Below are 23,482 nucleotides of genomic sequence, written 5' to 3'. Positions count from 1 at the left end.
AGTGGACCTTGAGAACACCCTGTATCTCGACCTGAAGGACGGTCGCGTCGTCATCGAACTGCGCCCCGACCTCGCCCCCAACCATGTGGCCCGCATCAAGGAACTGGCCCGCGCCAAGTTCTATGACGGCATCAAGTTCCACCGGGTGATCGACGGCTTCATGGCCCAGACCGGCTGCCCGCTGGGTACCGGCACCGGCGGTTCCGGCACCAAGCTGAAGGCGGAGTTCAACGCCGGCAAGCACGTGCGCGGCACCTGCTCCATGGCCCGTTCCCAGTCGCCCGACAGCGCTGATTCGCAGTTCTTCATCTGCTTCGACACCCAGTCCTACCTGGATCGCCAGTACACCATCTGGGGCCAGGTGGTCGAGGGCATGGAGTTCGTGGACAACATCAAGAAGGGCGCGCCGCGCACCGGGGCGGTCACCGATCCCGACTGCATCGTGTCCTTGCGCGTCGCCGCCGATTCCGAGGGTTGAGACCATGCTGAAGCGTCTGTTTTTCGCCGTCGCCGCCTTGATCCTGGCCGTGGCCCAGCCCGCCTTGGCCGCCGACCCCGAGAACACCCTGGTGATGGAGCTGGCCACCGGCAAGGTGACCATCGAGCTGCGCCCCGATCTGGCGCCCAAGCACGTGGCCCGCATCAAGGAACTGGTCCGCAAGGGCTTCTATGACGGCACGGTGTTCCATCGCGTCATCCCCGGCTTCATGGCCCAGGGCGGCGATCCCACCGGCACCGGCACCGGCGGCTCGGGCGTCAAGCTGCGCGCCGAGTTCACCGGCGAGCCCTTCGTGCGCGGCGTGGTGGGCATGGCCCGTTCGGCCAACCCGGACTCGGCCGATTCCCAGTTCTTCATCATGTTCGGCTCGTCTCCCAGCCTGGACGGCCGCTATACCGCCGTCGGCCGGGTGGTCGAGGGCATGGAGAGCGTGGACCGCATCAAGGCCGGCGATCCGGCCGATAACGGCATCGTCTCCAAGCCCGACAAGCTGGTCCGCCTGCAGGTGCTGGCCGACGTCAAGAAGTAGAGCCTTTCCAGGCGTTGACGAGCGGCGCTCATCTGCCTATGGTGAGCGCCCTTCGTTTCTGGGTCCGTAGCTCAGTCGGTAGAGCAAGCGACTTTTAATCGAGAGGTCCCGGGTTCGAGTCCCGGCGGACCCACCAAGACCTCGAAAGCCCGCCGGTTCCGCCGGCGGGCTTTTTACATGTCGGCGCGGGTCCAGTCGATGCCCTCGGCCACCTGATCGGGGGGGCCTTCTATGGCGCTGTGGCTGACGTTTCGGCGATCGATTCCGGTGCGGCGGTCAACGAAGGCGCTGTGGCCGCAGGCCTTGCAGATCAGCAAGGCGCCGTTCTCGGCGGCATGGCGCTCGACGTCCGAACCGCAGACCGGGCAGGAGGTGACAGATATCCGCCTTTCGTCCAGAACCTCGCCCAGGGAATCCGCGACAACCTCGAGTTCCGCCTCGATGCCGGCTTCGGTGCTCTCCACCTGCCGGATCTCGGCGAACAATTCACGCAGGGCGGTCAGGGCGGCGTGGGTTTCCTGATGAAGGGCGGTCATCTCGTCCCGCAGGCCGCGAAGCTCGGCCAGGATCATCTGCGCTTCGAGCGAGATGGGCTGGAGGGTGGTCACCGTATCCTCCTTTTGACGTCGGTTCCAATCATACGCCGCAGTCACGAAATTCGTCATTGGGGAGACTGCTTACAGCTGGTGGCGGTTTACCGAATATTCATGTGTCGGACACTATGATGATTGTCGGACAGTTCTTTCCGTCATCTTGACGGAGGTTGCGATGATACCTCGTGCGCTTCTTGCCGCCGTGACCGCCCGCCTTGCCGGCGAGGGGTATTCGGTGCTGACCGCGCCGCCCAGCCTGATCAAGGCGGTGGTGGCGAGGCTTTCCGCCGAGCATCCCGACAAGGTTTCCGGCAATTCCTGATCATCGCCCGTCTTGACAGGCAGCAAGGGCCGTAGCACCGTCAACCCGTGCGTTGACGAGGGGGCGATGGATCTTTTCGACTTGATGAGCCAGGGGCGCGAGGACAAGGCCCTCGACCGCCTGGAAGGCATGCTGACGCTTTACGAATCCGAGAGCGAGACCGAGCAGGACGAGGCGCTGGAGCGCGCCCGGGCGTTCTGCGACCTGGAATGGGGCAGCTATCCCGCCGGCCTGGAGGTGTTGGCCAAGCGCTGCGCCAGCCGCAAGGGCGACGGCGCCGAGGCCGCCATGCAGGCGCTTCGTCTGCATGAGGAGGGAACCAGGCCGGGCAGCATCATCCGCGCCGTGCGCCTGTCGCGGCTGCGCGAGATGAGCCGTATCGACGAGCGCGCCGCGGTGATCGAGCGCTATGGCAGCGTCGAGGCGGTCTTGGCTCCGACCGAATTGGAAGCCGCGTTCATGGCGGCCGCCTCTTCTTGCGAAAACGTCGCCGAAATGGAGGCGGCGGCGGCCGCCGCCCAGCCCATGCCGGCCGGGATCGAGGCCGCCCGCATGGAAGCCCTGCGCTGGGAGACGCGGCTTCGCCATATGGAACTGGTGGCGGAGCCCGATTCCCAGCCGCCCGTGCTGCCGCCCGCCTGCGCCGCCCGCCACCGTCTGGTGGAAGCGGCCTGGCGCCGGGACCTGCCGGTGGCCTCCATCGCCGATTTCTCGGCCCGCCTCGACTATTGGAGCGGGCGGGGGGGAGAGGACGGCAGCGGCTATGCCGTGCTCGCCGCCGATTTCGAGACCCTGGCCCAGGGGCTGACCGCCCGAGGGGCGGCGCCGTCCACCAAGGACCGGGCCCGCGCCCTCAAGGAAGCCAATCCCGAATGGTCGCTGGCCCGTATCGGCAAGGAACTGGGCATTTCGCGCCAGGCGGTGCACAAGCATCTCAAGGGGGGCACCCGTTAGCGTCGGGCGTCAAATCTGACACGCGACGCGACCAGCGGTCATTGAGGCCCCGGCCAAATAGCCGATTGGCGTCCTTGGTCTTGGCCTGTATGGTTGCTGGTCACACCATTGCCCTGGACCCTTGCCATGCGCCGTCTCGCCCTTGCCGCCATAGCAGGCCTTGCCCTGGCCGCTCCCGCCCAAGCCCAGCTGATGGACGTGCTGACCGCGCCCAAAACCCTGATCGACCGGGCCATCGAGGCGCGTTCGGCCGCCGACATCGCCAAGGACAACGTCATCGTCGCCAAGGTCAACGGCTACATGGGCAAGAACGCCACCATCAAGGCCTCGACCGAAATCTACGAGCAGCGCCTGCTGGTCACCGGCCTGTTCGACGACAAGGCCACCTATGACCAGTTCCAGAAGGACGTGAGGAGCGTCGAGGGCGTGAAAAAGCTCTACTGGCACGTGACCTACCTGGCCAAGGACGATTCCAGGCGCAAGTCGCTGCCCAGCTGGGCCGACACGGTAGAGATGGGTATCAAGGCGCAAGGGCGCCTGATCGGCACCAAGGGGGTGGCCGACGTCAACTTCCGCACCACCGTGGATTCCTACGGTAATCTCTACGTCATCGGCCGCGCCCGCTCCCAGGAGGAGGCCAACAAGGCCGTTTCCCGCCTCCGGGAAGGCGAGGGGATCAAGAAAGTGGTCAACTATATCGATGTCAGGCCCTGAGAATCATGAATGACACCCCAAGGAAGAAGGGCTTGCCGCGCCACGTGATCGGCGCCGTCTGGACCCTGTTCGGCTTCGTCGGCGGCATCACCTTGCTGCTGGTCCTGCCTAAGTATTTCGGCGTGCCGCCCAAGCTGGCCGGCTTCATCTCCATGGTGTTCTGGCTCGGCTCCACCTGGGTGTTCTGGACCGGCGGCGAGGAGCCGCCCAAGCGGACGGAACAGCCCGGCGAACTTCCCAAGGCAGAGAACTGATCGCCATGCGGGAGCACGCCTGGACCAAGGCCATGCCGGGCGTCTTCGTGCTGCTGTGGAGCACGGGCTTCATCGGCGGCAAGTACGGTCTGCCCTATGCCGAGCCCTTCACCTTCCTGGTGCTGCGCTTCGTCATCGTCATCGCACTCCTGGGCGCGGTGGTGGCGGCCAGCCGCGCCAAGTTTCCCACCGATCCCAGGCTGTGGCTGCATCTGGCGGTTTCCGGGCTGCTGGTCCACGCCATCTATCTGGGCGGCGTGTTCAGCGCCATCCATCACGGCGTGCCATCGGGCATGGTCGCCCTGGTGGCCGGGCTGCAGCCGCTGCTGACCGCCGCCGTGGTCGGTCCCTTGCTTGGCGAGACGGTGGGGCCGCGCCAATGGCTGGGCCTTGGCCTCGGTCTGGTGGGCGTCGCCATGGTGCTGTCGACCCGCCTGACGGGGGTGAATTTCGACGGCTTCGGCTGGGACGGCATGGCCTTCGCCATCGCCGCCCTGCTGGCCATCACCGGCGGCACCCTCTACCAGAAGCGCTTTTGCACCGGCATGGACCTGCGGACCGGCACCCTGATCCAGTATCTGGCCGCCCTGGCGGCGCTGGCGCCGCTGGCCGTGGGGTTCGAGACCATGGTCATCCAGTGGACGGCTCACTTCGTCCTGGCGCTGGGCTGGCTGGTGCTGGTGCTGTCGCTGGGCGCCATCAGTCTGCTGATGACCCTGATCCGCCTGGGCGAAGCGGCCAAGGTGGCCAGCTTCTTCTATCTGGTGCCGCCGGTGACCGCCCTGCTGGCCTGGCTGCTGTTCGACGAGGTGCTGACGCCGCTCGCCCTGGCCGGCATGGCCGCCACCGCCATCGGCGTGGCGTTGGTGGTGCGGAAGTAGGGTTTCAGCCGACGATGATGTCGTCCGGCTTCCTGCCCGCCGCATGACGCGCCCACGCTGAGTGATAACCGCTTTCCAGATGGCGGGCGAAGCGGGCGGGGTCGAAGGCGGGGGAATTGGGCAGCAAGTCCATCAATCGGGCGCGCAAGGCGGAGAGGCGCGGGCGGTCACGGCCCAAGGCCACGGCCAACGCCTTCATCTCCTCCGGGCTCTCGGTCGCCAGTTCCGGCAATCCCACCGCATGCAGCAGCGAGGCGGCGACCCTCGAGCCTAAGCGCGGTCCGGCCATGGTGACCAGCGGCACGCCCGAACGCAGGCAATCGGCGGCGGTGGTATGGGCGCCGCAGACCAGGGCGTCGATGAACAGATCGGCGGCGGGCAGCCGGGCCAGATGGCCGGCGCGGGGCAGGGACGGGGCCCAGATCAGCCGGGCGGGGTCGATGCCGGCCTTGGCCGTCGCCTCTTCCAACCGCCGGCGGGCGGCGTCCGGAGGGGCCAGCTGCCATAGCACCGCGTCGGGCAGCTCGGCCAGGATCTCCAGCCACAGGGAGAAGCTGGCGCGGTCCAGCTTGCGGTGACCGTTGAACGAGCACAGCACCAGCCGGTCCTCAGGCAGTCCCAATGCCGGCCGGGACGGCGGCGCGGCCGGCGGCGACCAGGTGAGGTTCGCCTGATAAGTATCTGGCAGAAAAATAAGTTTCTCGGCGAAGTGTCCGCGATGGGCGGGCGGCACCAGCACCGGATCGACGATGGCGTAATCCAGCCAGGGGGCGGCGGAACTGGCGGCCAGGCCCAGCCACACCGCCTGGACCGGGGCGGGACGCAGCGCGGCGATGCCGGGACGGGCATGGCGGGTGAACACCGACAGATCCACCAGGATGTGAACGCCGTCGGCGGCGATGCGCTCGGCGGCGGCGCGGTCGCTCAAGGCGGCGAGATCCACGAAGGAATCGCAGTCGCGCCCTATGCGGGCCCGCCAATCCGACCCGTCGTCCGGCCCCACCGAATAGGCGATGGGCCGCACCCGGTCGCGATCATGGGCGGCGAAGATGTCGCCGGCCAGATGCATGGTGGCGTGCTCGCGGTAATCGGGAGACAGGTAGCCTACCACCAAGGGCGGCTGCGATTTTGCGGCGGGGCGGACCACCGGCCGGACCTGGCCCGGCACGCGGAAGGCGGCCTCGAATCCGGCGACGCGGCGCAGTTCCTCGCCGGTGAAGGGGTAGAACAGGGCGTCCTGGGTGGACAGCGGCAACTGCCCCTTGACCTCGCCCCTGGCGATGACGGCGCGGATTTCGGCGAACAGCCGCTCCTCGTTGTCCCAGTCGGCGGTCTCGCGGTAGGCGCGCATCAGGTGGCCCTTGGCCGGGGCCAGGGCGGGATTGACCTCCAGCGCCTTGGCGAGAGCGGCGATGGCCTCGGCATGGCGGCCCAGACGCAGCAGCACCTGGCCGCGCATGGCGTGCAGTTCGGCGATGCCGGGATGCAGCCGCGTTCCCTCGTCCAGGGCGGCCAGCGCCGCGTCGTTGTCGGGCGACGACACCAGCAGGATGGCAAGATTCATATGCCCGCCGGGGAAGGCGGGGGCGACCCGGGTCAGGCGGTGGAAGGCCCCCGCAGCCTCGGCCATGCGGTTCAGCACCCGCAGCGCGTTGCCCAGCGCCAGCAGGCTTTCCGGGTCGTTGCCGGCGGCGAGGCGTTCGAGGATGGGCAGGGCCTCGGCGGCGCGGTCCAGCGCCAGCAGCCCCTTGGCCTTGCTGAACAACGAGGGCGGATGGCCGGGCTGGGCGGCCAGGATGCGGTCGAGATGGGGCAAAGCCTCGGCATGGCGTCCCGCCATCAGCAGGAACAGCGCCAGATTGTAGCGCGCCGGCACCGCCGACGGCGCCGAGCGGACCAGGCCCTCGAGGATGGCGATGGCCGGCTTCAGCTTGCCCGCCTGGGCCAGCTTAACCGCCTTCGCCATGTCTTGATCCATATTCATCACCCTTCCATGCCCGCAAATGCCGGAGGCATCAAGCCGGAAAGACGTGGTGGGGGCGGGGAACCGTGCGCCAGGTGCCCGCCCGCTTCTCGAACCAGTGATGGCGGACGGTATGGAACACGTCGCCGGTCCAGCCCCGGATCGCCACTTCCATATGGTCGGAATCGAAGCGCAGCAGGCAATAACCGTTGGAATCCTCGCGCAGCCGGGTGGAGCAGGCGGTGGTGGCCTGGACCAGCACCAGGGACCGGCCGTGCTGGCCGTTGATCAGTTCCACATGGGCGTGGTGGACATGCCCCGTGAGCACCGCGTCGATGCCGTGCTCGACCAGAACCTCGTAGGGGTGGCCGCCGGATGCGGTGGAGGGGGGATGGTGAAGGAACACCAGCCGCACCGCCCCGGGGGCCGCGCCGTCCAGGGTGGCTTCCAGGTGGTCGAGGTGGGCGCCCTTCAGCGCGCCGGACTTCCAGCGCCGCGAGCGGGTGCTGTCCAGGCCGATGGCCACCAGGGATTCGTCTTGCCAGACCGGCATGGAATCATGGCCGGGCAGGTGCTTGTGGAACTTGGCGCGCGGCCGGAAGATGCGGTTCCACGGGCGGTAGAGGGGCTCCAGATCGTGGTTGCCGGGCACCACCAAAGCGGGGGCGGGGCAGTGCGAGAGGAAGGCGCGGGCCTCGGCGAACTGGTGCGAGCGGGCCCGCTGGGTGAGGTCGCCCGACACGATGACCAGATCGGGCCGCTGGTGCTGCAGATCGTGCAGCAGGGCCGCCACCACCTTGGAATCGGTGCGGCCGAAATGCAGGTCGGAGAGGTGGGCGACGGTTTTCACGCCGGTTCCCCCCGCTCCGGCATCAGCACTTTGAGCGCCTTGGGCCGGGCGCGGAACACCAGCGGCGCGCTCATCACCGTCACCTCGCCGTCCAGCGACACCATCATGCGGCGCTTGCGGCTGGTGACGCGGACCTGCTCGGTGGTGAAGGTCTTGAGGCGTGGGCTGGCCCGCCAGTGGCCGATCACCGCCTCGGCGAACAGCCACAGCAGCGACAGGCGGCCGGAGCAGGCGGCCACGTGGATCACCAGCTTGCCGGTGTCGAGCGCCTCGCGCGACAGGGGCAGGGGCTCTTCGCGCCAGGGATTGTTGGTGATGAACAGCATGGGGGTCGAGACGGTGACGCTGCCCTCGGGCAGCGCCAGCGTCACGTCGATCAGGGGAAAGCGGCGAAAGGCCCTGAGCGCCGCCAGCAGCATGGCGCGGCCCTTGGCGATGCCGCCCCGCTGCATGTGGTCGCGGCGGCGCACCACCCAGGGATGCATGCCCATGGAGGCCCAGATGGCGAAGGGCAGGCCGTTGACCTCGGCCAGATCGATGTCGCGGGCCGTGGCCCCGGCCAGGATGGCGGCGGCCTCCACCGGATCGAGCGGCAGGCCCAGGTCGCGGGCGAACAGGTTGAGCGTGCCCAGGGGCAGGATGCCCAGCGGCTTGTCGCGGCCCAGCCCGGCGACGATCGCGGTCAGGATGGTGCCGTCGCCGCCGCCCACCACCACGCAATCCACGTCCCGGCTCTCCGCCAGGGCCGACAGGGTGCGGGCCAGTTCGCGCCGCCCGACGATCTCGGTGCGGACCACGTGCCCGGCTTGGCCCAGGGCGGCGGCGATGGCCGCCACCGTGGATTCGAGGGGCAGGCGCCGGAAGGTTCCGGCGGAGCGGTTGATGACGAGGGCCAGTCTCATGTCTTGACAGCACTCCGGACGGACGCTGCTGTCAAGGCTCGATGAGTCGAGCCTTGACTAGGCCCAAGGGGCCGCGCGGCTTATGCCGCGGAAAGCCAAGCGAAGCGCCCGGCGTCTGAGGGCTTTTAGAAGATGGGCTTGTCGCCGAACACCAGGGTCTGGCCCGCGGGCAGCACGGCGCGGTCGCGGCCCGAGCGTTTTGCTTCGTACATGCGCTGGTCGGCCAGCTCGATCAGGCGCGGCCAGTCCGCCGCGCTGTCGGCTTGGCGTTCGGCCACGCCGATGGAGGCGGTCATGGGATTGCCGTCGGGGCGCGGTCCGAAGCCGCTGGTGCGCAGGCGCTCCATCAGGATGCGCGCGCCCTCGGCATTGGTGTCGGTCAGAATGGCGACGAATTCCTCGCCGCCCCAGCGCACCAGCACGTCGCCGCGCCGCAATCCCTGGCGCAGGTTGTCGGCCAGGGTCCGCAAGGCCTTGTCGCCTTCCTCGTGGCCGTAGGTGTCGTTGATGGACTTGAACTTGTCGAGATCGAAGAAGGCGATGGACAAGGGCGTGTTGCGCATGGCCGACAGCCGGAACTGCAGGTCCAGCGCCTCGCCACCCGACCGCCGGGTGTAGGCGCCGGTCAGCGGGTCGATCATGGCGCGGTTGACCAGGGCGGTGATGTAGTGAAGCTGGCTCATGCCCGAGAACATGGCCACGCCCATCACCAGCACCATCAGCCAGAACATGGGGCCGTGCACGTCCATGGAGAGCGTCTGGCCGCCCATCAAGAGGCCGAGCACCGCGAAGACGAAGGCCGGGGCGGAGAACAGCGCCACCTCGAAGGCGGTCAGCGGAAAGATCGCCAGGCCGGCCAGGACGATGTTGGGCATCAGGGCGTAGAGCTTGGTGACCAGCAGGGCGACGCCGGTGACGGCCAAGTCCTCGGTCACCTTGATGGAGATCAAGTAGAACACCGGCGGGACCAGCAGCATGGCCATCAGCATGGAATCGGCCTGCAGCCGGGTCTTGGTGATGTCCCACGGCCAGGCCAGCAGCAGGAAGATCAGGCCCGAGCCCAGGCGCAGCGTGGTCATCATCGCCCATTGCGGCCAGGGGAAGACGAACCAGTCGATGACCGACCACAGCGGCACCATCACCGCGAAGATGGCGGCCACCAGCTGAATGCGCGAGATGATCACCGACGCGGCGTGGCGGCGGATGTGGGGAGAGTGGCGCAGCGGCACCAGCAGGTCAAAGAACTGGCCCCAGGTGATCTTGATGGGGGCGAACAGGTGGGCGGCGAAGGAGCGCCAGCCCTTTTGGCCGTCGCCGTTGGCATCGATCAGGTCGCTCTGCATCTGTCCGGATCCGTCCACCGCCCATCTCCCGCACTACGTGAGTTCCCGTCCTCACACCGGGCCGGAGGGTATTGGAAAAACCCCATTTTGACAATGGTCAAGCATGGCAAATCCCGGTTGAAAAGCATTCATTCCAGCCGCATGCTCCTGGGGCAACGATGCGCCGCAAAGGCCTGAAACGGACGACAATCGGGAGACGCAGATGTCCGCAGCCAATCCCTACAACACCCATCTCGACAAGAATCCGGCCAATTACGTGCCGCTGAGCCCGCTGGGCTTTCTCGAGCGCGCGGCCTTCGTCTATCCGAACCGCGTTTCGGTGATTCACGGTGATCTGCGCTATACCTGGAAGCAGACCTACGACCGGTGCCGGCGGCTGGGCTCGGCCCTGGCGGCGCGGGGCATCGGGGTGGGCGACACCGTGGCGGTGATGGCGGCCAACACGCCCGCCGCCTACGAGGCGGCCTTCGGCGTGCCCATGACCGGCGGCGTGATCTGCGCGCTGAACATCCGCCTGGACGCAGAAGCCATCGCCTTCATGCTTCAGCATGGCGAGGCCAAGGTGCTGCTCACCGACCGGGAATTCTCGCCGACCATCAAGAAGGCGCTGTCGCTCCTGGACAAGAAGCCCATCGTCATCGACATCGACGACGCGGCGGTGACCACCGGCGAATTGCTGGGCGAGATGGAGTACGAGGCGTTCATCGCCGGCGGCGATCCCGAATACGCCTGGGTCTGGCCGTCCGACGAATGGGACGCCATCGCTCTCAACTACACCTCGGGCACCACCGGCAATCCCAAGGGCGTGGTCTACCACCACCGTGGCGCCTACATCAACGCGCTGGGCAATGTCGTCAACTGGGGGATGACAGGGCATCCGGTCTATCTGTGGACCCTGCCCATGTTCCACTGCAACGGCTGGTGCTTCCCCTGGACCCTGGCGGCCCTGGCCGGCACCAACGTCTGCCTGCGCCGGGTGGACGGCGGCCATATGTTCGCGGCCATCGAGACGCACAAGGTCACCCACATGTGCGGCGCGCCCATCGTCATGGGCATGCTGATCAATGCGCCCGAGAAGGATCGCCGGCCGCTGCCCCATCCGGTGGAGTTCATGACCGCCGCCGCGCCGCCGCCCGCCGCGGTGATCGGCCGGCTGGAATCCCAGGGCTTCAAGATCACCCACGTCTACGGCCTGACCGAGGTCTATGGCCCGGCCACCGTCTGCGCCTGGAAGGAGGAGTGGGACGAACTGCCGCTGGACGAGCGGGCCAAGATGAAGTCGCGCCAGGGCGTGCGCTACGTCAACGAGGAGGCGATGATGGTCGCCGATCCGGTATCCCTGGTTCCGGTGCCCAAGGACGGCGCCACCATGGGCGAGGTGTTCTACCGCGGCAACGTAGTGATGAAGGGCTACCTCAAGAATCCCTCGGCCACCCAGGAGGCCTTTGCGGGCGGCTGGTTCCACACCGGCGACCTGGGCGTCTGGCACGCCGACGGCTATATCGAGCTGAAGGACCGTTCCAAGGACATCATCATCTCGGGCGGCGAGAACATCTCGACCATTGAGGTGGAAGGCGTGCTCTACCAGCATCCGGCGGTGGGCGAGGCCGCCGTGGTGGCCCGGCCCGACGAGAAGTGGGGCGAGACGCCCTGCGCCTTCATCGGCCTGAAGGAAGGGGCGACGGTCACCTCGGACGAGATCATCGCCTTCTGCCGCCAGCGTCTGGCCCACTACAAATGCCCGCGCACCGTGGTCTTCACCAATTTGCCGAAGACCTCCACCGGCAAGGTACAGAAATTCGTCCTGCGGGAAATGGCCAAGAAAATCGCCGACTGAAGCGTCGGGGCGTGTGGCCGGGCCGATAGGGTTGGGCTGCACGCCCCGGTATACGCCGGGAAACACCGATCTTCTTTCGGTGTATATGCCACTCGTTGGTTTGACTGGTCGGACCAGTCGCGGATATAGTCCATCCGTGATGAACATCAAGATCAGTGACGATCAGACAAGACCGGCGAAGACTAGCGTCCTGGCGGCGATGCCAACGACGGCGACTCATCGTGGTCTGGCCGAGCGGTTGATTTGTCTTCACGACGAGATCAAGGGCGACGATTCCCTGGGCGGCCTCAGCCGCATCGCCATCGCGCTTTACGACGAGTCGTCGGACATCCTCAAGACCTTCATCCATTCCAGCGACGGCGAGAGCCCGCTGGACCATTCCACCGCCAAGCTGTCGGAAATGCCGGGCCTGAAGCGGCTGGTCACCATGGGCGGGCGGCGGACGCTGAACGATCTGGCCAAGGTGGCCGCCGCCGGACAGGACCACGCCGCGCGTCTGGTGGCCGCCGGCTACCTGTCCAGCTACACCATGCCCATCCAGTCCAAGGGGGTGTTTTACGGCTTCCTGTTCCTCAATTCGTTCGAGGCGGGATTCTTCACCCCCCAGGTGCTCCACCGCCTGCGGCCCTATGCCGAGCTGATCGCCCAGATCATCATGCGCGAGCTCGACACCGTGCGGATGATGCAGGCGGCGGTGAAGGTGATCCGCCAGGTCTCGACCGTGCGCGACGAGGAGACCGGCGCCCATCTGGCGCGCATGGCCCGCTATACTCGGGCGATCGCCCTGAAGCTGGCGCCCGGCGTCGGCCTGACCGACGAATACGTGGAATATCTGTTCCAGTTCGCACCGCTGCATGACCTGGGCAAGATTTCGGTGCCCGACCACATCTTGCTCAAGCCGGGGCGGCTGACGCCCGAGGAATACAACGTCATGAAGGGCCACGTGGCCCGGGGCGTGGAAATCGTCGACCTGATGGTCGGCGACATGGGGCTGCAGTCCTTGCCGCATTTCCACATGCTGCGCAACGTCATCGCCTATCATCACGAGGCCATGGACGGCAGCGGCTATCCCTACGGCCTGAAGGGGACCGAGATTCCGCTCGAGGCCCGCATCGCCGCCGTGGCCGACGTGTTCGACGCGCTGACCTCGGCCAGGCCCTACAAGGAGCCGTGGACCAACGACGCCGCCTTCGACCTGCTGCAAAGCCAGGCCGGGGTGAAGTTCGATCCCGATTGCGTCGCCGCCCTTATCGACAGCGTCGCCACGATCGGCGATATTCAGGCCCGGTTCGACGAGACGGTATTCGACTGATGCATGTTCTGGCCCGCTTGCTGACGCTGTCCGCCCTGGTGCTGGGGACGGGGGCGGCGGCAGCCGAATCCGGACGCGGCGACTGGTCCAAGGTGGGGGCGCCGGCCTCGGGCCCCGCCTCGGTGATCGGCTCGCCCGCCGCCGGCTGCCTCAAGGGCGCCGTGGCCCTGGCCGAGGACGAGCATGCCTTCCAGGTACTGCGCCCGCAGCGCAACCGCAACTGGGGCCATCCCGCCACCATCCGTTTCATCAAGGAGCTGGCCCAGGTCGCCAAGGGCGACGGGATCGCCGGACCGCTGCTGATCGGCGATCTGGCGCAGCCGCGCGGCGGCCCCATGCCGGTCGGCCACGGCAGCCACCAGAACGGCCTGGACGTGGACATCTGGTTCCGCCTGCCGTCCAAGCCGCTGAGCCGTGCCGAGATCGAGGCGCCCAAGCCGGTCTCCATGGTCTACGGCACCGAGATCGACGAGGACCAGTGGACCCCGGCCCAGGCCCGGCTGCTGGAACTGGCGGCCCGGGCGCCCCAGGTGGACCGCATCTTCGTCAATCCGGCCATCAAGCAGGCCATGTGCCGCGCCGTTCCGGCCGGCGGCGACCGGGACTGGCTGCGCAAGCTGCGGCCCTGGTGGGGGCATGACGAGCACTTCCACGTGCGGCTGTCGTGTCCCGCCGACAGCCCCGATTGCGAACGCCAGAAGCCCATGCCCGAGGGCGACGGCTGCGGCGACGAACTGGCCTCGTGGTCGGCCAGGCCCACCTGGCCGGCGCCGTCGCCCAAGCCCCATCACCAGTCCCGTCCGCTCCCCGACGCCTGCGCCGGGTTGTTCCGCAAGGGGTGAGACATTACTTCTCTTGCAAATGGTTGGCGAAGGGCGTAGAACCCCGCCACCAATCCGCACGCGGGATCGCGGCGGCGGCATGTCTTTGCCGTCCGTTCGCTCCGGTGCCGGGAGTTTTCCTGGCCACACCCGCGGAGGTTCAACCGGAGAAGCAAAGGACTTATCCAATGGCTCTGCCCACGTTCACCATGCGTCAGCTCGTCGAAGCCGGCGTCCATTTCGGTCACAACACCCGTCGCTGGAACCCGAAGATGGCTTCGTACCTCTTCGGCGTGCGCAACGGCATCCACATCATCGACCTGCAGCAGTCGGTGCCCATGCTGCACCGCGCCATGCAGGCGGTGCGCGACGTGACCGCCGGCGGCGGCCGCGTCCTGTTCGTCGGCACCAAGCACCAGGCCTCCGAAGTGGTCGCCGAGTCGGCCAAGCGTTGCGGCCAGTACTTCGTGAACCACCGCTGGCTCGGCGGCATGCTGACCAACTGGAAGACCATTTCCAACTCCATCAAGCGCCTGCGCGAGCTGGACGAGCAGCTGGCCTCCGGCGCCCTGTCGGCGCTGACCAAGAAGGAACAGCTGGTCCTGTCGCGCGAGAAGGAGAAGCTGGATCGCGCGCTGGGCGGCATCAAGGATATGGGCGGCCTGCCCGACATCCTGTTCATCATCGACACCAACAAGGAAGCCCTGGCCGTTCAGGAAGCCAACAAGCTGGGCATTCCGGTGGTGGCGATCATCGATTCCAACTGCGATCCGGCCGGCATCACCTATCCGATCCCCGGCAATGACGACGCCATCCGCGCCATCCAGACCTATTGCGATCTGATGTCGGGCGCCGTGCTGGACGGCATCCAGGCCGAGATCACCCGTGGCGGCGGCGACGTCGGCGCCTCGGCCGAAGCTCCGGTCGAGCAGATTCCGGAAGTGGTCGCCGAGGCGGCCGCCGAGGAAGCTGCCGCCCAGGCCTAAGCCTGCGGGACAGAAATAAGGATGGCGGCGGTTCAAGACCGCCGCCATTCGCTTGAGAACCAAACATCACATTCGTCGAGAGGGGAATACCCATGGCCGAGATTACCGCTTCGCTGGTCAAGGAACTGCGCGAGAAGACCGGCGCCGGCATGATGGACTGCAAGAAGGCGCTGGGCGAGACCGCCGGCGACGTCGAAGCCGCCATCGACTGGCTGCGCAAGAAGGGCCTGGCCGCCGCCGCCAAGAAGGCTGGCCGCGTCGCCGCCGAGGGTCTGGTCGGCATCGCCGCCGCCGGCAACAAGGGCGTGGCCGTCGAAGTCAACGCCGAGACCGACTTCGTCGCCCGCAACGACCAGTTCCAGGGCTTCGTGTCGGCCGTCGCCGCCGTGGCGCTGGACAAGGGCGCCGACATCGAGGCCATCAAGACCGCCGCTTGCCCCGGCACCGACAAGAACGTCGCCGACCAGCTGACCCATCTGATCGCCACCATCGGCGAGAACATGTCGCTGCGCCGCGCCGTGCGTCTGGAAGTGTCGGCCGGCGTGGTCGCCTCCTATGTCCACACCTCCATCGCTCCCGGCCTGGGCAAGATCGGTTGCCTGGTGGCGCTGGAGTCCACCGGCAACGCCGACCGTCTGGCCGAGGTGGGCAAGCAGATCGCCATGCACGTGGCGGCCGCCAACCCGCAGTTCCTGGATCCGTCGGTGGTCGACACCTCGGCTCTCGACCGCGAGAAGGCCGTGCTGACCGAGCAGGCCCAGGCTTCGGGCAAGCCCGCCGCCGTCATCGAGAAGATGGTCGAAGGCCGCATCCGCAAGTACTACGAGGAAGTCTGCCTGACCGAGCAGGTCTACGTCATCGACCAGGAGAACAAGATCTCCAAGGTCGTCGAGAACCTGGCCAAGGAGCTGGGCACCCCGGTCAAGCTGACCGGCTTTGCCCGCTTCGCGCTGGGCGAGGGCATCGAGAAGGAAGTCTCCGACTTCGCCGCCGAGGTGGCCGCCCAGGCCGGCACCAAGTCGGCCGGCTGATCGGCCGGATCTCCGAAGGGCCGCTCCTTCCGAAAGGGGGGAGCGGCCTTTTTTCTCCCCACAAGGGGGGAGACAGGCGGGTGGAATGGTGTATGATCGCCGCCGCCCGCGCCAAGCAGATTGGCAAGACATTCCAGCCCGAGGATTCCATGGCCAGCGACGCCAAATTCCGCCGCGTTCTCCTCAAGATTTCGGGCGAAGGCCTGATGGGAACGCGGGAGTACGGACTTGATCCCGAGACCGTCGACCGCATCGCCCGCGAGGTGAAGTCCGTCCGGGACCTCGGCGTCGAGGTCTGCGTCGTCATCGGCGGCGGCAACATCTTCCGCGGCGTGTCGGGCGCCTCCACCGGCATGGAGCGCGCCGCGGCCGACAACATGGGCATGCTGGCCACGGTCATCAACGCGCTTTCGGTGCAGAACGCCCTGGAAAAGGTCGGCGTCGAGACCCGCGTGCAGTCGGCCATCGTCATGCCGACCGTGTGCGAGGCCTTCATCCGCCGCCGCGCCATCCGTCACCTGGAAAAGGGCAGGGTGGTGATTTTCGCCGCCGGCACCGGCAACCCGTTCTTCACCACCGACACTGCGGCCGCGCTACGCGCCGTCGAGATGGGCTGCGACGCGCTGCTGAAGGCCACCCAGGTGGACGGCGTCTATTCCGCCGATCCCAAGAAGGTCAAGGACGCTACCCGTTACGACCGTCTGACCTTCAACGAAGTCCTGGCCCGCGACCTGGCGGTCATGGACACTTCGGCCATCGCGCTGTGCCGCGAAAACAAGGTTCCCATCGTGGTGTTCGACCTGCACCGGCCCGGCGCATTCGCCGAAACGGTCTCGGGACGCGGCCTGTTCACCATCATCGCCAACGACTAGAGCCTATAAGGGGAGACAAACGTGTCCGCTCCGACCAACTGGAATGACCTCAAGAAGGACGTCACCCGGCGCATGGACAGTGCCGTCGAGGTGTTGAAGAAGGAATTCTCCGGCCTGCGTTCCGGCCGCGCCTCCACCAACCTGCTGGACCCGGTGGTGGTCGAGGCCTATGGCCAGACCATGCCGCTGTCCCAGTGCGGCACCGTCGGCGTTCCCGAGCCGCGCATGCTGACCGTGCAGGTGTGGGACAAGGGCCAGGTCAAGGCGGTCGAGAAGGCCATCCGCGACGCCGGCCTCGGCCTCAATCCCCAGACCGACGGCCAGATGATCCGCGTGCCGATTCCGCCGCTGAACGAGGAGCGCCGCAAGGAGCTGCAGAAGGTCGCCGGCAAGTATGCCGAGCAGGCCCGCGTCTCGGTGCGCAACGTGCGCCGCGATGGCATGGACAGCTTGAAGAAGATGGAAAAGGACGGCCACATCTCCGAGGACGAGATCAAGAAGCACGAAAAGGAAATCCAGACCATCACCGACAACACGGTGAAGTCCATCGACGAGCACCTGGCTCATAAGGAAAAGGAAATCATGCAGGTTTAAGGGGCGAGGACCCGGTATGGAGCCCATGCTTTCCCCTGCCGACCAGCCGCCGCCGCCGGTCCACGTCGCCATCATCATGGATGGCAACGGGCGCTGGGCGAAGGCGCGCGGCTTGCCGCGCACCGCCGGCCACAAGCGGGGCGCCGAGGCCGTGCGCCGTACGGTCGAGGCCGCGCGGGAGATGGGCGTTTCCTACCTGACGCTGTACGCCTTTTCCTCCGAGAACTGGAAGCGCCCGGCCGGCGAGATCACCGACCTGATGGGTCTGCTGCGCCTCTACCTGCGCAACGAGGTCAACAACCTCCACAAGAACGGCATCCGCCTCAAGGTGATCGGCGACCGCAATCGCCTGGGCGCCGACATCGTCCGCCTGATCGAGGATTCCGAGGCCAAGACCGCCGGCAATACGGCGCTCACCCTGCTGCTGGCCCTGTCCTACGGCGGGCGCCAAGAGATCGTCGAGGCGGCGCGCGCCCTGGCCCGCGAGGTGGCCGAGGGGCGCATCTCTCCCGATGCCGTGGACGAGGATGCCATTACCGCCCGCCTGACCACCGCCGGCGTGCCCGATCCCGACCTGATCATCCGCACCAGCGGCGAGCAGCGTATCAGCAACTTCCTGCTGTGGCAGGGCGCTTACGCCGAACTGGTGTTCCTGGACACCCTGTGGCCCGATTTCGGACGGACCGATCTGGAAGCCGCCATTCGCGACTTCCACGGCCGCGACCGCCGTTTCGGAACGGCCAGGTAACGCCTTCCGTGCTGAAGACACGCGTCCTTTCCGCCCTGGTGATGGCCCCTCCCGCCCTGCTGGCCGCCTGGGCCGGCGGATATGCCTTCGCCGCACTGATCGCCTTGGCCGCCGCGCTGATGTGCTGGGAATGGCACCGCATGCTCAACGGCGCCTACGCCCTGTCCGGGCGGGTGGCGTCCGTCGGCTGCGCCCTGGCCTCGCTGCTGGCGGTGGCGCGGCCCGACATCGGGCTGGCCATGGTGGCCCTGTCCGTGCTGGCGAGCGCCGGCCTGGCCGCCTCCGACCGCGCGGGGCGGGTCTGGGCGGCGTTCGGGGCCGTCTATGCCGGCCTGCCGTCGGTGACCCTGGTCTGGCTGCGCGACGATCCCAACGCCGGCAATGCGGTGATCTGGTGGCTGTTGCTGGTGGTGTGGTCCACCGATATCGGCGCCTATGCCTTCGGCCGGCTGATCGGCGGGCCGAAGCTGCTGCCCGCGGTCAGTCCCAAGAAGACCTGGGCCGGGCTGGTCGGCGGCATGATTTCGGCGGGATTGGCGGCCGTGCTGGTGGCCGTAATGGTCGGAGCCGCTGCGGGAGTAACGGTTTTCGCCGCCGGCGCGGCGGTGGCCGTGGTCGCCCAGGCGGGCGATCTGTTCGAGTCCTGGATCAAGCGACGTTGCAACGTCAAGGATTCAAGCAATATCATCCCAGGCCACGGCGGCGTTCTCGACCGCGTCGATGGCTTGCTGACCGCCGCCTTGGCCGTGGCGGCACTCACTCTGGCGACCGGTCGCACGGTCCTGGACTGGTAATGAAGGAAATGCGATGAGCGGGCGCAAGAGTGTCACCATTCTGGGCTCGACGGGGTCCATCGGCTGCAACACGGTGGATCTGGTCGAGCGCCGTCCCGACCTGTACCGGGTCGAGGCGCTGGTTGCCAACTCGCGGGTTGACATCCTGGCCGAGCAGGCCAGGAAGCTGAAGGCCAAGTTGGCCGTGGTCGCCGACGAGGGGGCCTATGGCGCGCTCAAGGCGGCGCTGGCCGGAACCGGCATCGAAGCCGCCGCCGGGCCAAAGGCCGTGGTCGCCGCCGCCGAGATGCCCGCCGAATGGGTGATGGCCGCCATCGTCGGCGCCGCCGGCCTGGCGCCCACCCTGGCCGCCGTCCGCCGCGGCGCGGTGGTCGGCCTGGCCAACAAGGAATGCCTCGTCTGCGCCGGCCAGCTGATGATGGCCGAGGTCTTAAAGCATGGTGCCACCCTGCTGCCGGTGGATTCCGAGCATTCGGCCATCTTCCAGGTGTTCGAGGCCGACCAGCACGACAAGATCGAGAAGATCATCCTGACCGCCTCGGGCGGGCCGTTCCGCACCAAGACCCGCGAATTCATGGCCGACGTCACGCCGGAACAGGCGGTGGCGCATCCCAACTGGTCCATGGGCGCCAAGATCTCGGTGGATTCCGCCTCCATGTTCAACAAGGGCCTCGAGCTGATCGAGGCCCACCACCTGTTCGACATGCCCGAGGAGAAGATCGACATCGTCGTCCATCCCCAGTCGGTGATCCATTCGCTGGTGGCCTATGTGGACGGCTCGGTTCTGGCCCAGCTGGGCTCGCCCGACATGCGCACCCCCATCGCCTATGCCCTGGGATGGCCCAACCGCATCGAGGCGCCGGCCCCCAAGCTCAATCTGGCCGAGATCGCCACGCTCACCTTCGAGGCTCCCGATCCGGTGCGCTTCCCGTCGCTGCGCCTGGCGCGCGAGGCTCTGCGCGCCGGAGGCTCCGCCGCCGCCGTGATGAACGCCGCCAACGAGATGGCCGTGGCCGCCTTCCTGGGGCGGCGCATCGGCTTCCTCGACATCGCCTCCATCGTCGAGCGCACCGTGGCCGGCGTGACGCATTGCGAACTGGGCAGCATCGACGACGTTCTGGCCCAGGACGCCGCGGCGCGCCGCTTCGCCTCCAACCTGATCGACGGCGGCCGCTAGGCCATGGATCTTTCCAGCCTGTTCAACAGCGTGCTCCACGGCGTCTGGTATTACGTGGTGATCTTCCTGGTCATCCTGACCGTGGTGGTGTTCGTCCACGAGTTGGGGCATTTCCTGGTGGCCCGCTGGAACGGCGTCAAGGTGGAGGTGTTCTCCATCGGCTTCGGGCCCGAGGTCTGGGGGCGCACCGCCGCCGACGGAACCCGCTGGCGCATCGGCCTGCTGCCGCTGGGCGGCTACGTCAAGATGTTCGGCGACGCCGACGCGGCCTCGGCCACCGCTTCCGACCAGCCCATGAGCGAGGAGGAGAGGGCGCAGGCCTTCTGCCACAAGCGGGTGGGCCAGCGCGCCGCCATCGTGGTGGCCGGTCCGGCCGCCAATTTCCTGTTCGCGATCCTGGGCCTGATGGGCATGTTCATGGTGCTGGGCCAGCCGGTGACCCAGCCTGTTATCGGCATGGTCCACCCCGGCACCGCCGCCGAAGCCGCCGGCTTGAAGGGCGGCGACCGCATCACCGCCATCAACGGCCGCGCCGTCGAGCGTTTCCAGGACATCCAGCGGATCGTCCGTCTGGAGGTCGAGCAGGATCTGAGCCTGTCGATCCGGCGCGGCGACAAGGAATTCGAGGTGTCGGCACGGCCGCGCGTCATTCAGCGCAAGGGCGTGTTCGGCGACATGGAAAAGGTGCCGGTTCTGGGCATTTCCGCCGATCCGGCCAGCACCGTGGTGATGCGGCACGGTCCCATCTCGGCCCTGGGCGAGGCCCTGGCCGAAACCGAGACCATGGTGCGCTCCACCTTCATCGGCATCGGCCAGATGATCAACGGCACGCGGGACACCGACGAACTGGGCGGTCCGATCCGAATCGCCAAGGGAGCAGGGGAAGCGGCGCAGCTCGGCCTGGCCAGCGTAGTCTTCTACACCATTCTCCTGTCGCTCAATCTTGGCCTGATCAATCTTTTCCCTATTCCGGTTCTCGACGGCGGCCATCTAATGTTTTACGCCTTCGAGGCCATTCTTGGCCGTCCGTTGGGAGAGAAGGCCCAAGAATATGGTTTCCGAATCGGGTTGTTTCTGGTATTGGCCTTGATGGTCTTTGCCACCCGCAACGACCTTGTGTCGCTGCCGGTCTGGGATATGGTGAAGCGGTTGTTTTCGTGAGCCGGAACCGAACCGACGGTATCGCGAAGTCAAGGGGGGCCTGGATGCGTTTCGTGCTGTGGACCGCTGTATTGCTGGGCTTTCTCGCCGGCACGATGCCGGCATACGCCCAGGACGGTGGACGAATCCGCTCCATCTCCATTCTAGGCACCCAGCGTATCGAGCTGGAGACGGTCAAGTCGTACATGACCGTCGCGGAGGGCGACCCCTATGACGCCGACCGCGTCAACCGCTCGCTGAAGGCGCTGTTCAACACCGGGCTGTTCGCCGACGTCGCCATCCGCCGCGAGGGAGACCAGCTGGTGGTCCGCGTGGTCGAGAACCCGATCATCAACCGGATCGCCTTCGAGGGAAACAACCGCATCAAGGACGAGCAGCTGAACTCGGAAGTCCAGCTGCGTCCGCGCACCGTCTACACCCGTTCCAAGGTTCAGGCCGACGTCAAGCGTCTGCTCGAGCTTTACCGCCGTTCGGGCCGCTTCGCCGCCACGGTGGAGCCCAAGATCATCCAGCTGGAACAGAACCGCGTCGACCTGGTCTACGAGATCAGCGAAGGCCAGCCCACCTATGTGCGGCGTATCGCCTTCGTGGGCAACAAGCGCTACGACCAGGACAAGCTGCGCGAGGTGCTGCAGACCAAGGAAGAGCGCTGGTACCGTTTCCTGACCTCCGACGACACCTACGATCCCGATCGCGTGACCTATGACCGCGAATTGCTGCGCCGCTTCTACCTGAAGCGCGGCTTCGCCGATTTCCGGGTCAGCTCGGCCATTGCCGAACTGACGCCGTCGCGCGAAGGATTCTTCATCACCTATACGATCGACGAGGGCGAGCGCTACAAGTTCGGAACCTCGACCATCGACGCCAATCTGCGCGATCTGAAGCCGGAAGACCTCCAGCCGCTGCTGATCAGCGAGCCGGGCGAATGGTACAACGCCGATCAGGTGGAAGACATCGTCCAGAAGCTGACCGACGCGGTGGGCACCAAGGGTTACGCCTTCGTGGACGTCAAGCCCCAGGTGCAGCGCAACCGCGAAACCCAGACCATCGACATCACCTACAACATCCAGGAAGGCCCGCGGGTCTTTGTCGAGCGCATCGACATTTCCGGCAACGTCCGGACCCTGGACCAGGTGATTCGCCGCGAGTTCCGGCTGGTCGAGGGTGACGCCTTCAACTCCGCCAAGCTGCGGCGTTCGCGTCAGCGCCTCAAGGATCTCAACTTCTTCGAGAAGGCCGAGGTCACCAATATTCCGTCGGATACGGCGCCTGACCGCACCGTCATCAAGGTGGACGTACAGGAGAAGTCGACGGGTGAACTGACCTTCGGCGTCGGCTGGGCGTCCTCGGCCGGTCCGATCGTCGAGGCGTCCTTGCGCGAACGCAATCTGCTGGGCCGGGGCCAGGACTTGCGCCTGAGCGGCGGCTTGGGCACCAAGCGCAGCAGCCTCGATCTGTCCTTCACCGAGCCTTATTTCATGGATCGTGAAGTGGCGGCCGGCTTCGACCTCTTCGTCGTCGATCGCAAGCTCCAGAAGGAAAGCTCGTACGACGCCTCGTCCATCGGCGGCGATCTCCGGGCGGGCTATCGTCTGTCCGAGGATCTGCGCCAGGACTGGTCGTACACCTTGAAGCAGGACACGGTGAAGGGCATCAACAGCACCTCTGCCTACGTTCTGGAACAGATCGGGTCGAGGGTCAGTTCAATCATCGGTCAGACGTTGCTTTACGATCGCCGCGATTCCCGTCTCGAACCCACGGAAGGTTATTTTATCCGCTTCGGAACGGAAGGGGCCGGTGCCGGGGGTGACGTTCGCTACTTGCGTGGAACACTGAGCGGTGGCCAATACTATACCATCACCGACAAGTGGGTCCTCGGTGTCACCTCGACGGTCGGCATGATTCACGGCCTTGATCAGCGGGTTCGCATCACCGATCGGTTCTATGTCGGCGGCGACAACCTGCGTGGCTTCGCCAGTGGCGGTATCAGTCCCCGCGACAGCGGCACGGGTGATGCCCTTGGTGGTCTGTGGCAGGCGGTGGGCTCGGCGCAGGTCAAGTTCCCGCTGGGTCTGCCGGAAGAGTTTGGCGTGAATGGCCAGATCTTTACCGATGCGGGTGCCATCGGTGAAACGGATACCGCCGATACGACGCATGTGAACCAGTCGTCTTCCATTCGCGTCGCCTCCGGCATGGGTCTCGGCTGGAAGTCCCCCATGGGCCCGGTTTCGGTCGATCTGGCCTATCCGATCGTGCGGGAAAAGTTCGACAAGAAGGAATACTTCCGGTTCAACTTCGGAACCAAGTTCTGACCGTGTTCGCGGATGCGTCACGGGGCCCGAGTG

24 protein-coding genes and 1 tRNA gene are annotated in these 23,482 nt (G+C 66.7%); 20 read left to right on the top strand and 5 right to left on the bottom strand.

Features of this window, described 5'->3' with window-relative positions; genetic code table 11:
- The first annotated feature begins 1 nt into the window (after position 1).
- The 3 genes from XM1_RS14945 (at position 2) to XM1_RS14935 (ending at position 1,164) form a co-directional block, all read left to right on the top strand.
- Positions 2-478, top strand: coding sequence for a peptidylprolyl isomerase (locus tag XM1_RS14945; RefSeq protein ID WP_156428748.1), 477 nt, complete (start codon positions 2-4; stop codon positions 476-478).
- 4 nt (positions 479-482) lie between these two features.
- Positions 483-1,028 (top strand): peptidylprolyl isomerase, encoded by a 546-nt coding sequence (locus tag XM1_RS14940; protein ID WP_068434816.1) that lies wholly within the window; start codon positions 483-485, stop codon positions 1,026-1,028.
- Positions 1,029-1,088: 60 nt separating this feature from the next.
- A tRNA-Lys gene (locus XM1_RS14935) sits at positions 1,089-1,164 on the top strand.
- A 37-nt stretch (positions 1,165-1,201) separates the two neighbouring features.
- On the opposite strand, the gene XM1_RS14930 is transcribed toward XM1_RS14935, so the two are convergent.
- Positions 1,202-1,636, bottom strand: a complete 435-nt coding sequence (locus XM1_RS14930; protein WP_082700540.1) for a hypothetical protein — start codon at positions 1,634-1,636, stop codon at positions 1,202-1,204.
- A gap of 160 nt (positions 1,637-1,796) precedes the next feature.
- On the opposite strand from XM1_RS14930, the gene XM1_RS24175 reads away from it, so the two are divergent.
- The 5 genes from XM1_RS24175 to XM1_RS14910 all read left to right on the top strand — a co-directional run bounded on the left by XM1_RS24175 (position 1,797) and on the right by XM1_RS14910 (position 4,746).
- The gene (locus XM1_RS24175) at positions 1,797-1,943 is read left to right on the top strand and encodes a hypothetical protein (RefSeq protein WP_156428747.1); all 147 of its coding nucleotides are present in this window, start codon (positions 1,797-1,799) and stop codon (positions 1,941-1,943) included.
- Positions 1,944-2,009: 66 nt separating this feature from the next.
- The gene (locus tag XM1_RS14925; protein ID WP_068434815.1) at positions 2,010-2,897 is read left to right on the top strand and encodes an HTH domain-containing protein; all 888 of its coding nucleotides are present in this window, start codon (positions 2,010-2,012) and stop codon (positions 2,895-2,897) included.
- Positions 2,898-3,023: 126 nt separating this feature from the next.
- Positions 3,024-3,611, top strand: a complete 588-nt coding sequence (locus XM1_RS14920; RefSeq protein WP_068434813.1) for a BON domain-containing protein — start codon at positions 3,024-3,026, stop codon at positions 3,609-3,611.
- Positions 3,612-3,616: 5 nt separating this feature from the next.
- Complete coding sequence (locus tag XM1_RS14915; protein ID WP_068434811.1) at positions 3,617-3,865, top strand: hypothetical protein; 249 nt, start codon at positions 3,617-3,619, stop codon at positions 3,863-3,865.
- 5 nt (positions 3,866-3,870) lie between these two features.
- Positions 3,871-4,746, top strand: coding sequence for a DMT family transporter (locus XM1_RS14910; RefSeq protein ID WP_068434809.1), 876 nt, complete (start codon positions 3,871-3,873; stop codon positions 4,744-4,746).
- Positions 4,747-4,750: 4 nt separating this feature from the next.
- Here XM1_RS14910 and XM1_RS14905 read toward each other — a convergent pair whose 3' ends face one another.
- The 4 genes from XM1_RS14905 to XM1_RS14890 form a co-directional block, all read right to left on the bottom strand.
- Positions 4,751-6,712 carry a tetratricopeptide repeat protein gene (locus tag XM1_RS14905; protein ID WP_231920527.1) on the bottom strand — a complete coding sequence of 654 codons (1,962 nt, stop codon included), beginning with the start codon at positions 6,710-6,712 and terminating at the stop codon, positions 4,751-4,753.
- 49 nt (positions 6,713-6,761) lie between these two features.
- Entirely contained in the window at positions 6,762-7,559 is a 798-nt protein-coding gene (locus XM1_RS14900) for a metallophosphoesterase (RefSeq protein ID WP_068434805.1), read from the bottom strand.
- The gene (gene mamU, locus XM1_RS14895) at positions 7,556-8,461 is read right to left on the bottom strand and encodes a lipid kinase MamU (RefSeq protein WP_068434803.1); all 906 of its coding nucleotides are present in this window, start codon (positions 8,459-8,461) and stop codon (positions 7,556-7,558) included. The genes XM1_RS14900 and mamU overlap by 4 nt, the downstream gene beginning before the upstream one ends.
- Positions 8,462-8,586: 125 nt before the next feature.
- Positions 8,587-9,822 carry a diguanylate cyclase gene (locus tag XM1_RS14890; protein WP_156428746.1) on the bottom strand — a complete coding sequence of 412 codons (1,236 nt, stop codon included), beginning with the start codon at positions 9,820-9,822 and terminating at the stop codon, positions 8,587-8,589.
- 184 nt (positions 9,823-10,006) lie between these two features.
- Between XM1_RS14890 and XM1_RS14885 the strand changes: the two genes are divergently transcribed.
- The 12 genes from XM1_RS14885 (at position 10,007) to bamA (ending at position 23,449) form a co-directional block, all read left to right on the top strand.
- A complete protein-coding gene (locus tag XM1_RS14885; RefSeq protein ID WP_068434799.1) occupies positions 10,007-11,641 on the top strand; it encodes an acyl-CoA synthetase in 1,635 nt (544 codons plus the stop codon).
- 238 nt (positions 11,642-11,879) lie between these two features.
- A complete protein-coding gene (locus XM1_RS14880) occupies positions 11,880-12,953 on the top strand; it encodes an HD-GYP domain-containing protein (RefSeq protein WP_231920526.1) in 1,074 nt (357 codons plus the stop codon).
- On the top strand, positions 12,953-13,795 hold the full coding sequence (gene mepA / locus XM1_RS14875; RefSeq protein ID WP_068434798.1) for a penicillin-insensitive murein endopeptidase: 843 nt from the start codon (positions 12,953-12,955) through the stop codon (positions 13,793-13,795). The genes XM1_RS14880 and mepA overlap by 1 nt, the downstream gene beginning before the upstream one ends.
- 167 nt (positions 13,796-13,962) lie before the next feature.
- The gene (rpsB, locus tag XM1_RS14870) at positions 13,963-14,760 is read left to right on the top strand and encodes a 30S ribosomal protein S2 (RefSeq protein ID WP_068434796.1); all 798 of its coding nucleotides are present in this window, start codon (positions 13,963-13,965) and stop codon (positions 14,758-14,760) included.
- 92 nt (positions 14,761-14,852) lie between these two features.
- On the top strand, positions 14,853-15,791 hold the full coding sequence (gene tsf / locus XM1_RS14865) for a translation elongation factor Ts (RefSeq protein WP_068434795.1): 939 nt from the start codon (positions 14,853-14,855) through the stop codon (positions 15,789-15,791).
- 149 nt (positions 15,792-15,940) lie between these two features.
- Positions 15,941-16,663 carry a UMP kinase gene (gene pyrH / locus XM1_RS14860; RefSeq protein ID WP_068437874.1) on the top strand — a complete coding sequence of 241 codons (723 nt, stop codon included), beginning with the start codon at positions 15,941-15,943 and terminating at the stop codon, positions 16,661-16,663.
- Positions 16,664-16,684: 21 nt separating this feature from the next.
- A complete protein-coding gene (frr, locus tag XM1_RS14855; protein ID WP_068434794.1) occupies positions 16,685-17,257 on the top strand; it encodes a ribosome recycling factor in 573 nt (190 codons plus the stop codon).
- Positions 17,258-17,273: 16 nt separating this feature from the next.
- A complete protein-coding gene (locus tag XM1_RS14850) occupies positions 17,274-18,005 on the top strand; it encodes an isoprenyl transferase (RefSeq protein WP_068434793.1) in 732 nt (243 codons plus the stop codon).
- Positions 18,006-18,013: 8 nt separating this feature from the next.
- Complete coding sequence (locus XM1_RS14845; protein WP_068434792.1) at positions 18,014-18,799, top strand: phosphatidate cytidylyltransferase; 786 nt, start codon at positions 18,014-18,016, stop codon at positions 18,797-18,799.
- Between the two features lie 13 nt (positions 18,800-18,812).
- Positions 18,813-19,976 carry a 1-deoxy-D-xylulose-5-phosphate reductoisomerase gene (locus XM1_RS14840; RefSeq protein WP_068434791.1) on the top strand — a complete coding sequence of 388 codons (1,164 nt, stop codon included), beginning with the start codon at positions 18,813-18,815 and terminating at the stop codon, positions 19,974-19,976.
- A 3-nt stretch (positions 19,977-19,979) separates the two neighbouring features.
- A complete protein-coding gene (rseP, locus tag XM1_RS14835; protein WP_068434786.1) occupies positions 19,980-21,137 on the top strand; it encodes an RIP metalloprotease RseP in 1,158 nt (385 codons plus the stop codon).
- 44 nt (positions 21,138-21,181) lie between these two features.
- The gene (gene bamA / locus XM1_RS14830; RefSeq protein WP_068434784.1) at positions 21,182-23,449 is read left to right on the top strand and encodes an outer membrane protein assembly factor BamA; all 2,268 of its coding nucleotides are present in this window, start codon (positions 21,182-21,184) and stop codon (positions 23,447-23,449) included.
- Positions 23,450-23,482: the final 33 nt, after the last annotated feature.

The organism is Magnetospirillum sp. XM-1, assembly GCF_001511835.1.
GTDB lineage: Bacteria > Pseudomonadota > Alphaproteobacteria > Rhodospirillales > Magnetospirillaceae > Phaeospirillum.
This window is presented reverse-complemented; position numbering and strand designations above follow the sequence as displayed.

Excerpts from the sequence above, each read along its gene's own strand:
- XM1_RS14940 (WP_068434816.1), top strand. The coding sequence starts at position 483 with ATGCTGAAGCGTCTGTTTTTCGCCGTCGCCGCCTTGATCCTGGCCGTG.
- XM1_RS24175 (WP_156428747.1), top strand. The coding sequence starts at position 1,797 with ATGATACCTCGTGCGCTTCTTGCCGCCGTGACCGCCCGCCTTGCCGGC.
- XM1_RS14925 (WP_068434815.1), top strand. The coding sequence starts at position 2,010 with ATGGATCTTTTCGACTTGATGAGCCAGGGGCGCGAGGACAAGGCCCTC.
- XM1_RS14920 (WP_068434813.1), top strand. The coding sequence starts at position 3,024 with ATGCGCCGTCTCGCCCTTGCCGCCATAGCAGGCCTTGCCCTGGCCGCT.
- XM1_RS14915 (WP_068434811.1), top strand. The coding sequence starts at position 3,617 with ATGAATGACACCCCAAGGAAGAAGGGCTTGCCGCGCCACGTGATCGGC.
- XM1_RS14910 (WP_068434809.1), top strand. The coding sequence starts at position 3,871 with ATGCGGGAGCACGCCTGGACCAAGGCCATGCCGGGCGTCTTCGTGCTG.
- XM1_RS14905 (WP_231920527.1), bottom strand. The coding sequence starts at position 6,712 with ATGGCGAAGGCGGTTAAGCTGGCCCAGGCGGGCAAGCTGAAGCCGGCC.
- mamU (WP_068434803.1), bottom strand. The coding sequence starts at position 8,461 with ATGAGACTGGCCCTCGTCATCAACCGCTCCGCCGGAACCTTCCGGCGC.
- XM1_RS14885 (WP_068434799.1), top strand. The coding sequence starts at position 10,007 with ATGTCCGCAGCCAATCCCTACAACACCCATCTCGACAAGAATCCGGCC.
- mepA (WP_068434798.1), top strand. The coding sequence starts at position 12,953 with ATGCATGTTCTGGCCCGCTTGCTGACGCTGTCCGCCCTGGTGCTGGGG.
- rpsB (WP_068434796.1), top strand. The coding sequence starts at position 13,963 with ATGGCTCTGCCCACGTTCACCATGCGTCAGCTCGTCGAAGCCGGCGTC.
- tsf (WP_068434795.1), top strand. The coding sequence starts at position 14,853 with ATGGCCGAGATTACCGCTTCGCTGGTCAAGGAACTGCGCGAGAAGACC.
- pyrH (WP_068437874.1), top strand. The coding sequence starts at position 15,941 with ATGGCCAGCGACGCCAAATTCCGCCGCGTTCTCCTCAAGATTTCGGGC.
- XM1_RS14850 (WP_068434793.1), top strand. The coding sequence starts at position 17,274 with ATGGAGCCCATGCTTTCCCCTGCCGACCAGCCGCCGCCGCCGGTCCAC.
- XM1_RS14840 (WP_068434791.1), top strand. The coding sequence starts at position 18,813 with ATGAGCGGGCGCAAGAGTGTCACCATTCTGGGCTCGACGGGGTCCATC.
- rseP (WP_068434786.1), top strand. The coding sequence starts at position 19,980 with ATGGATCTTTCCAGCCTGTTCAACAGCGTGCTCCACGGCGTCTGGTAT.
- bamA (WP_068434784.1), top strand. The coding sequence starts at position 21,182 with ATGCGTTTCGTGCTGTGGACCGCTGTATTGCTGGGCTTTCTCGCCGGC.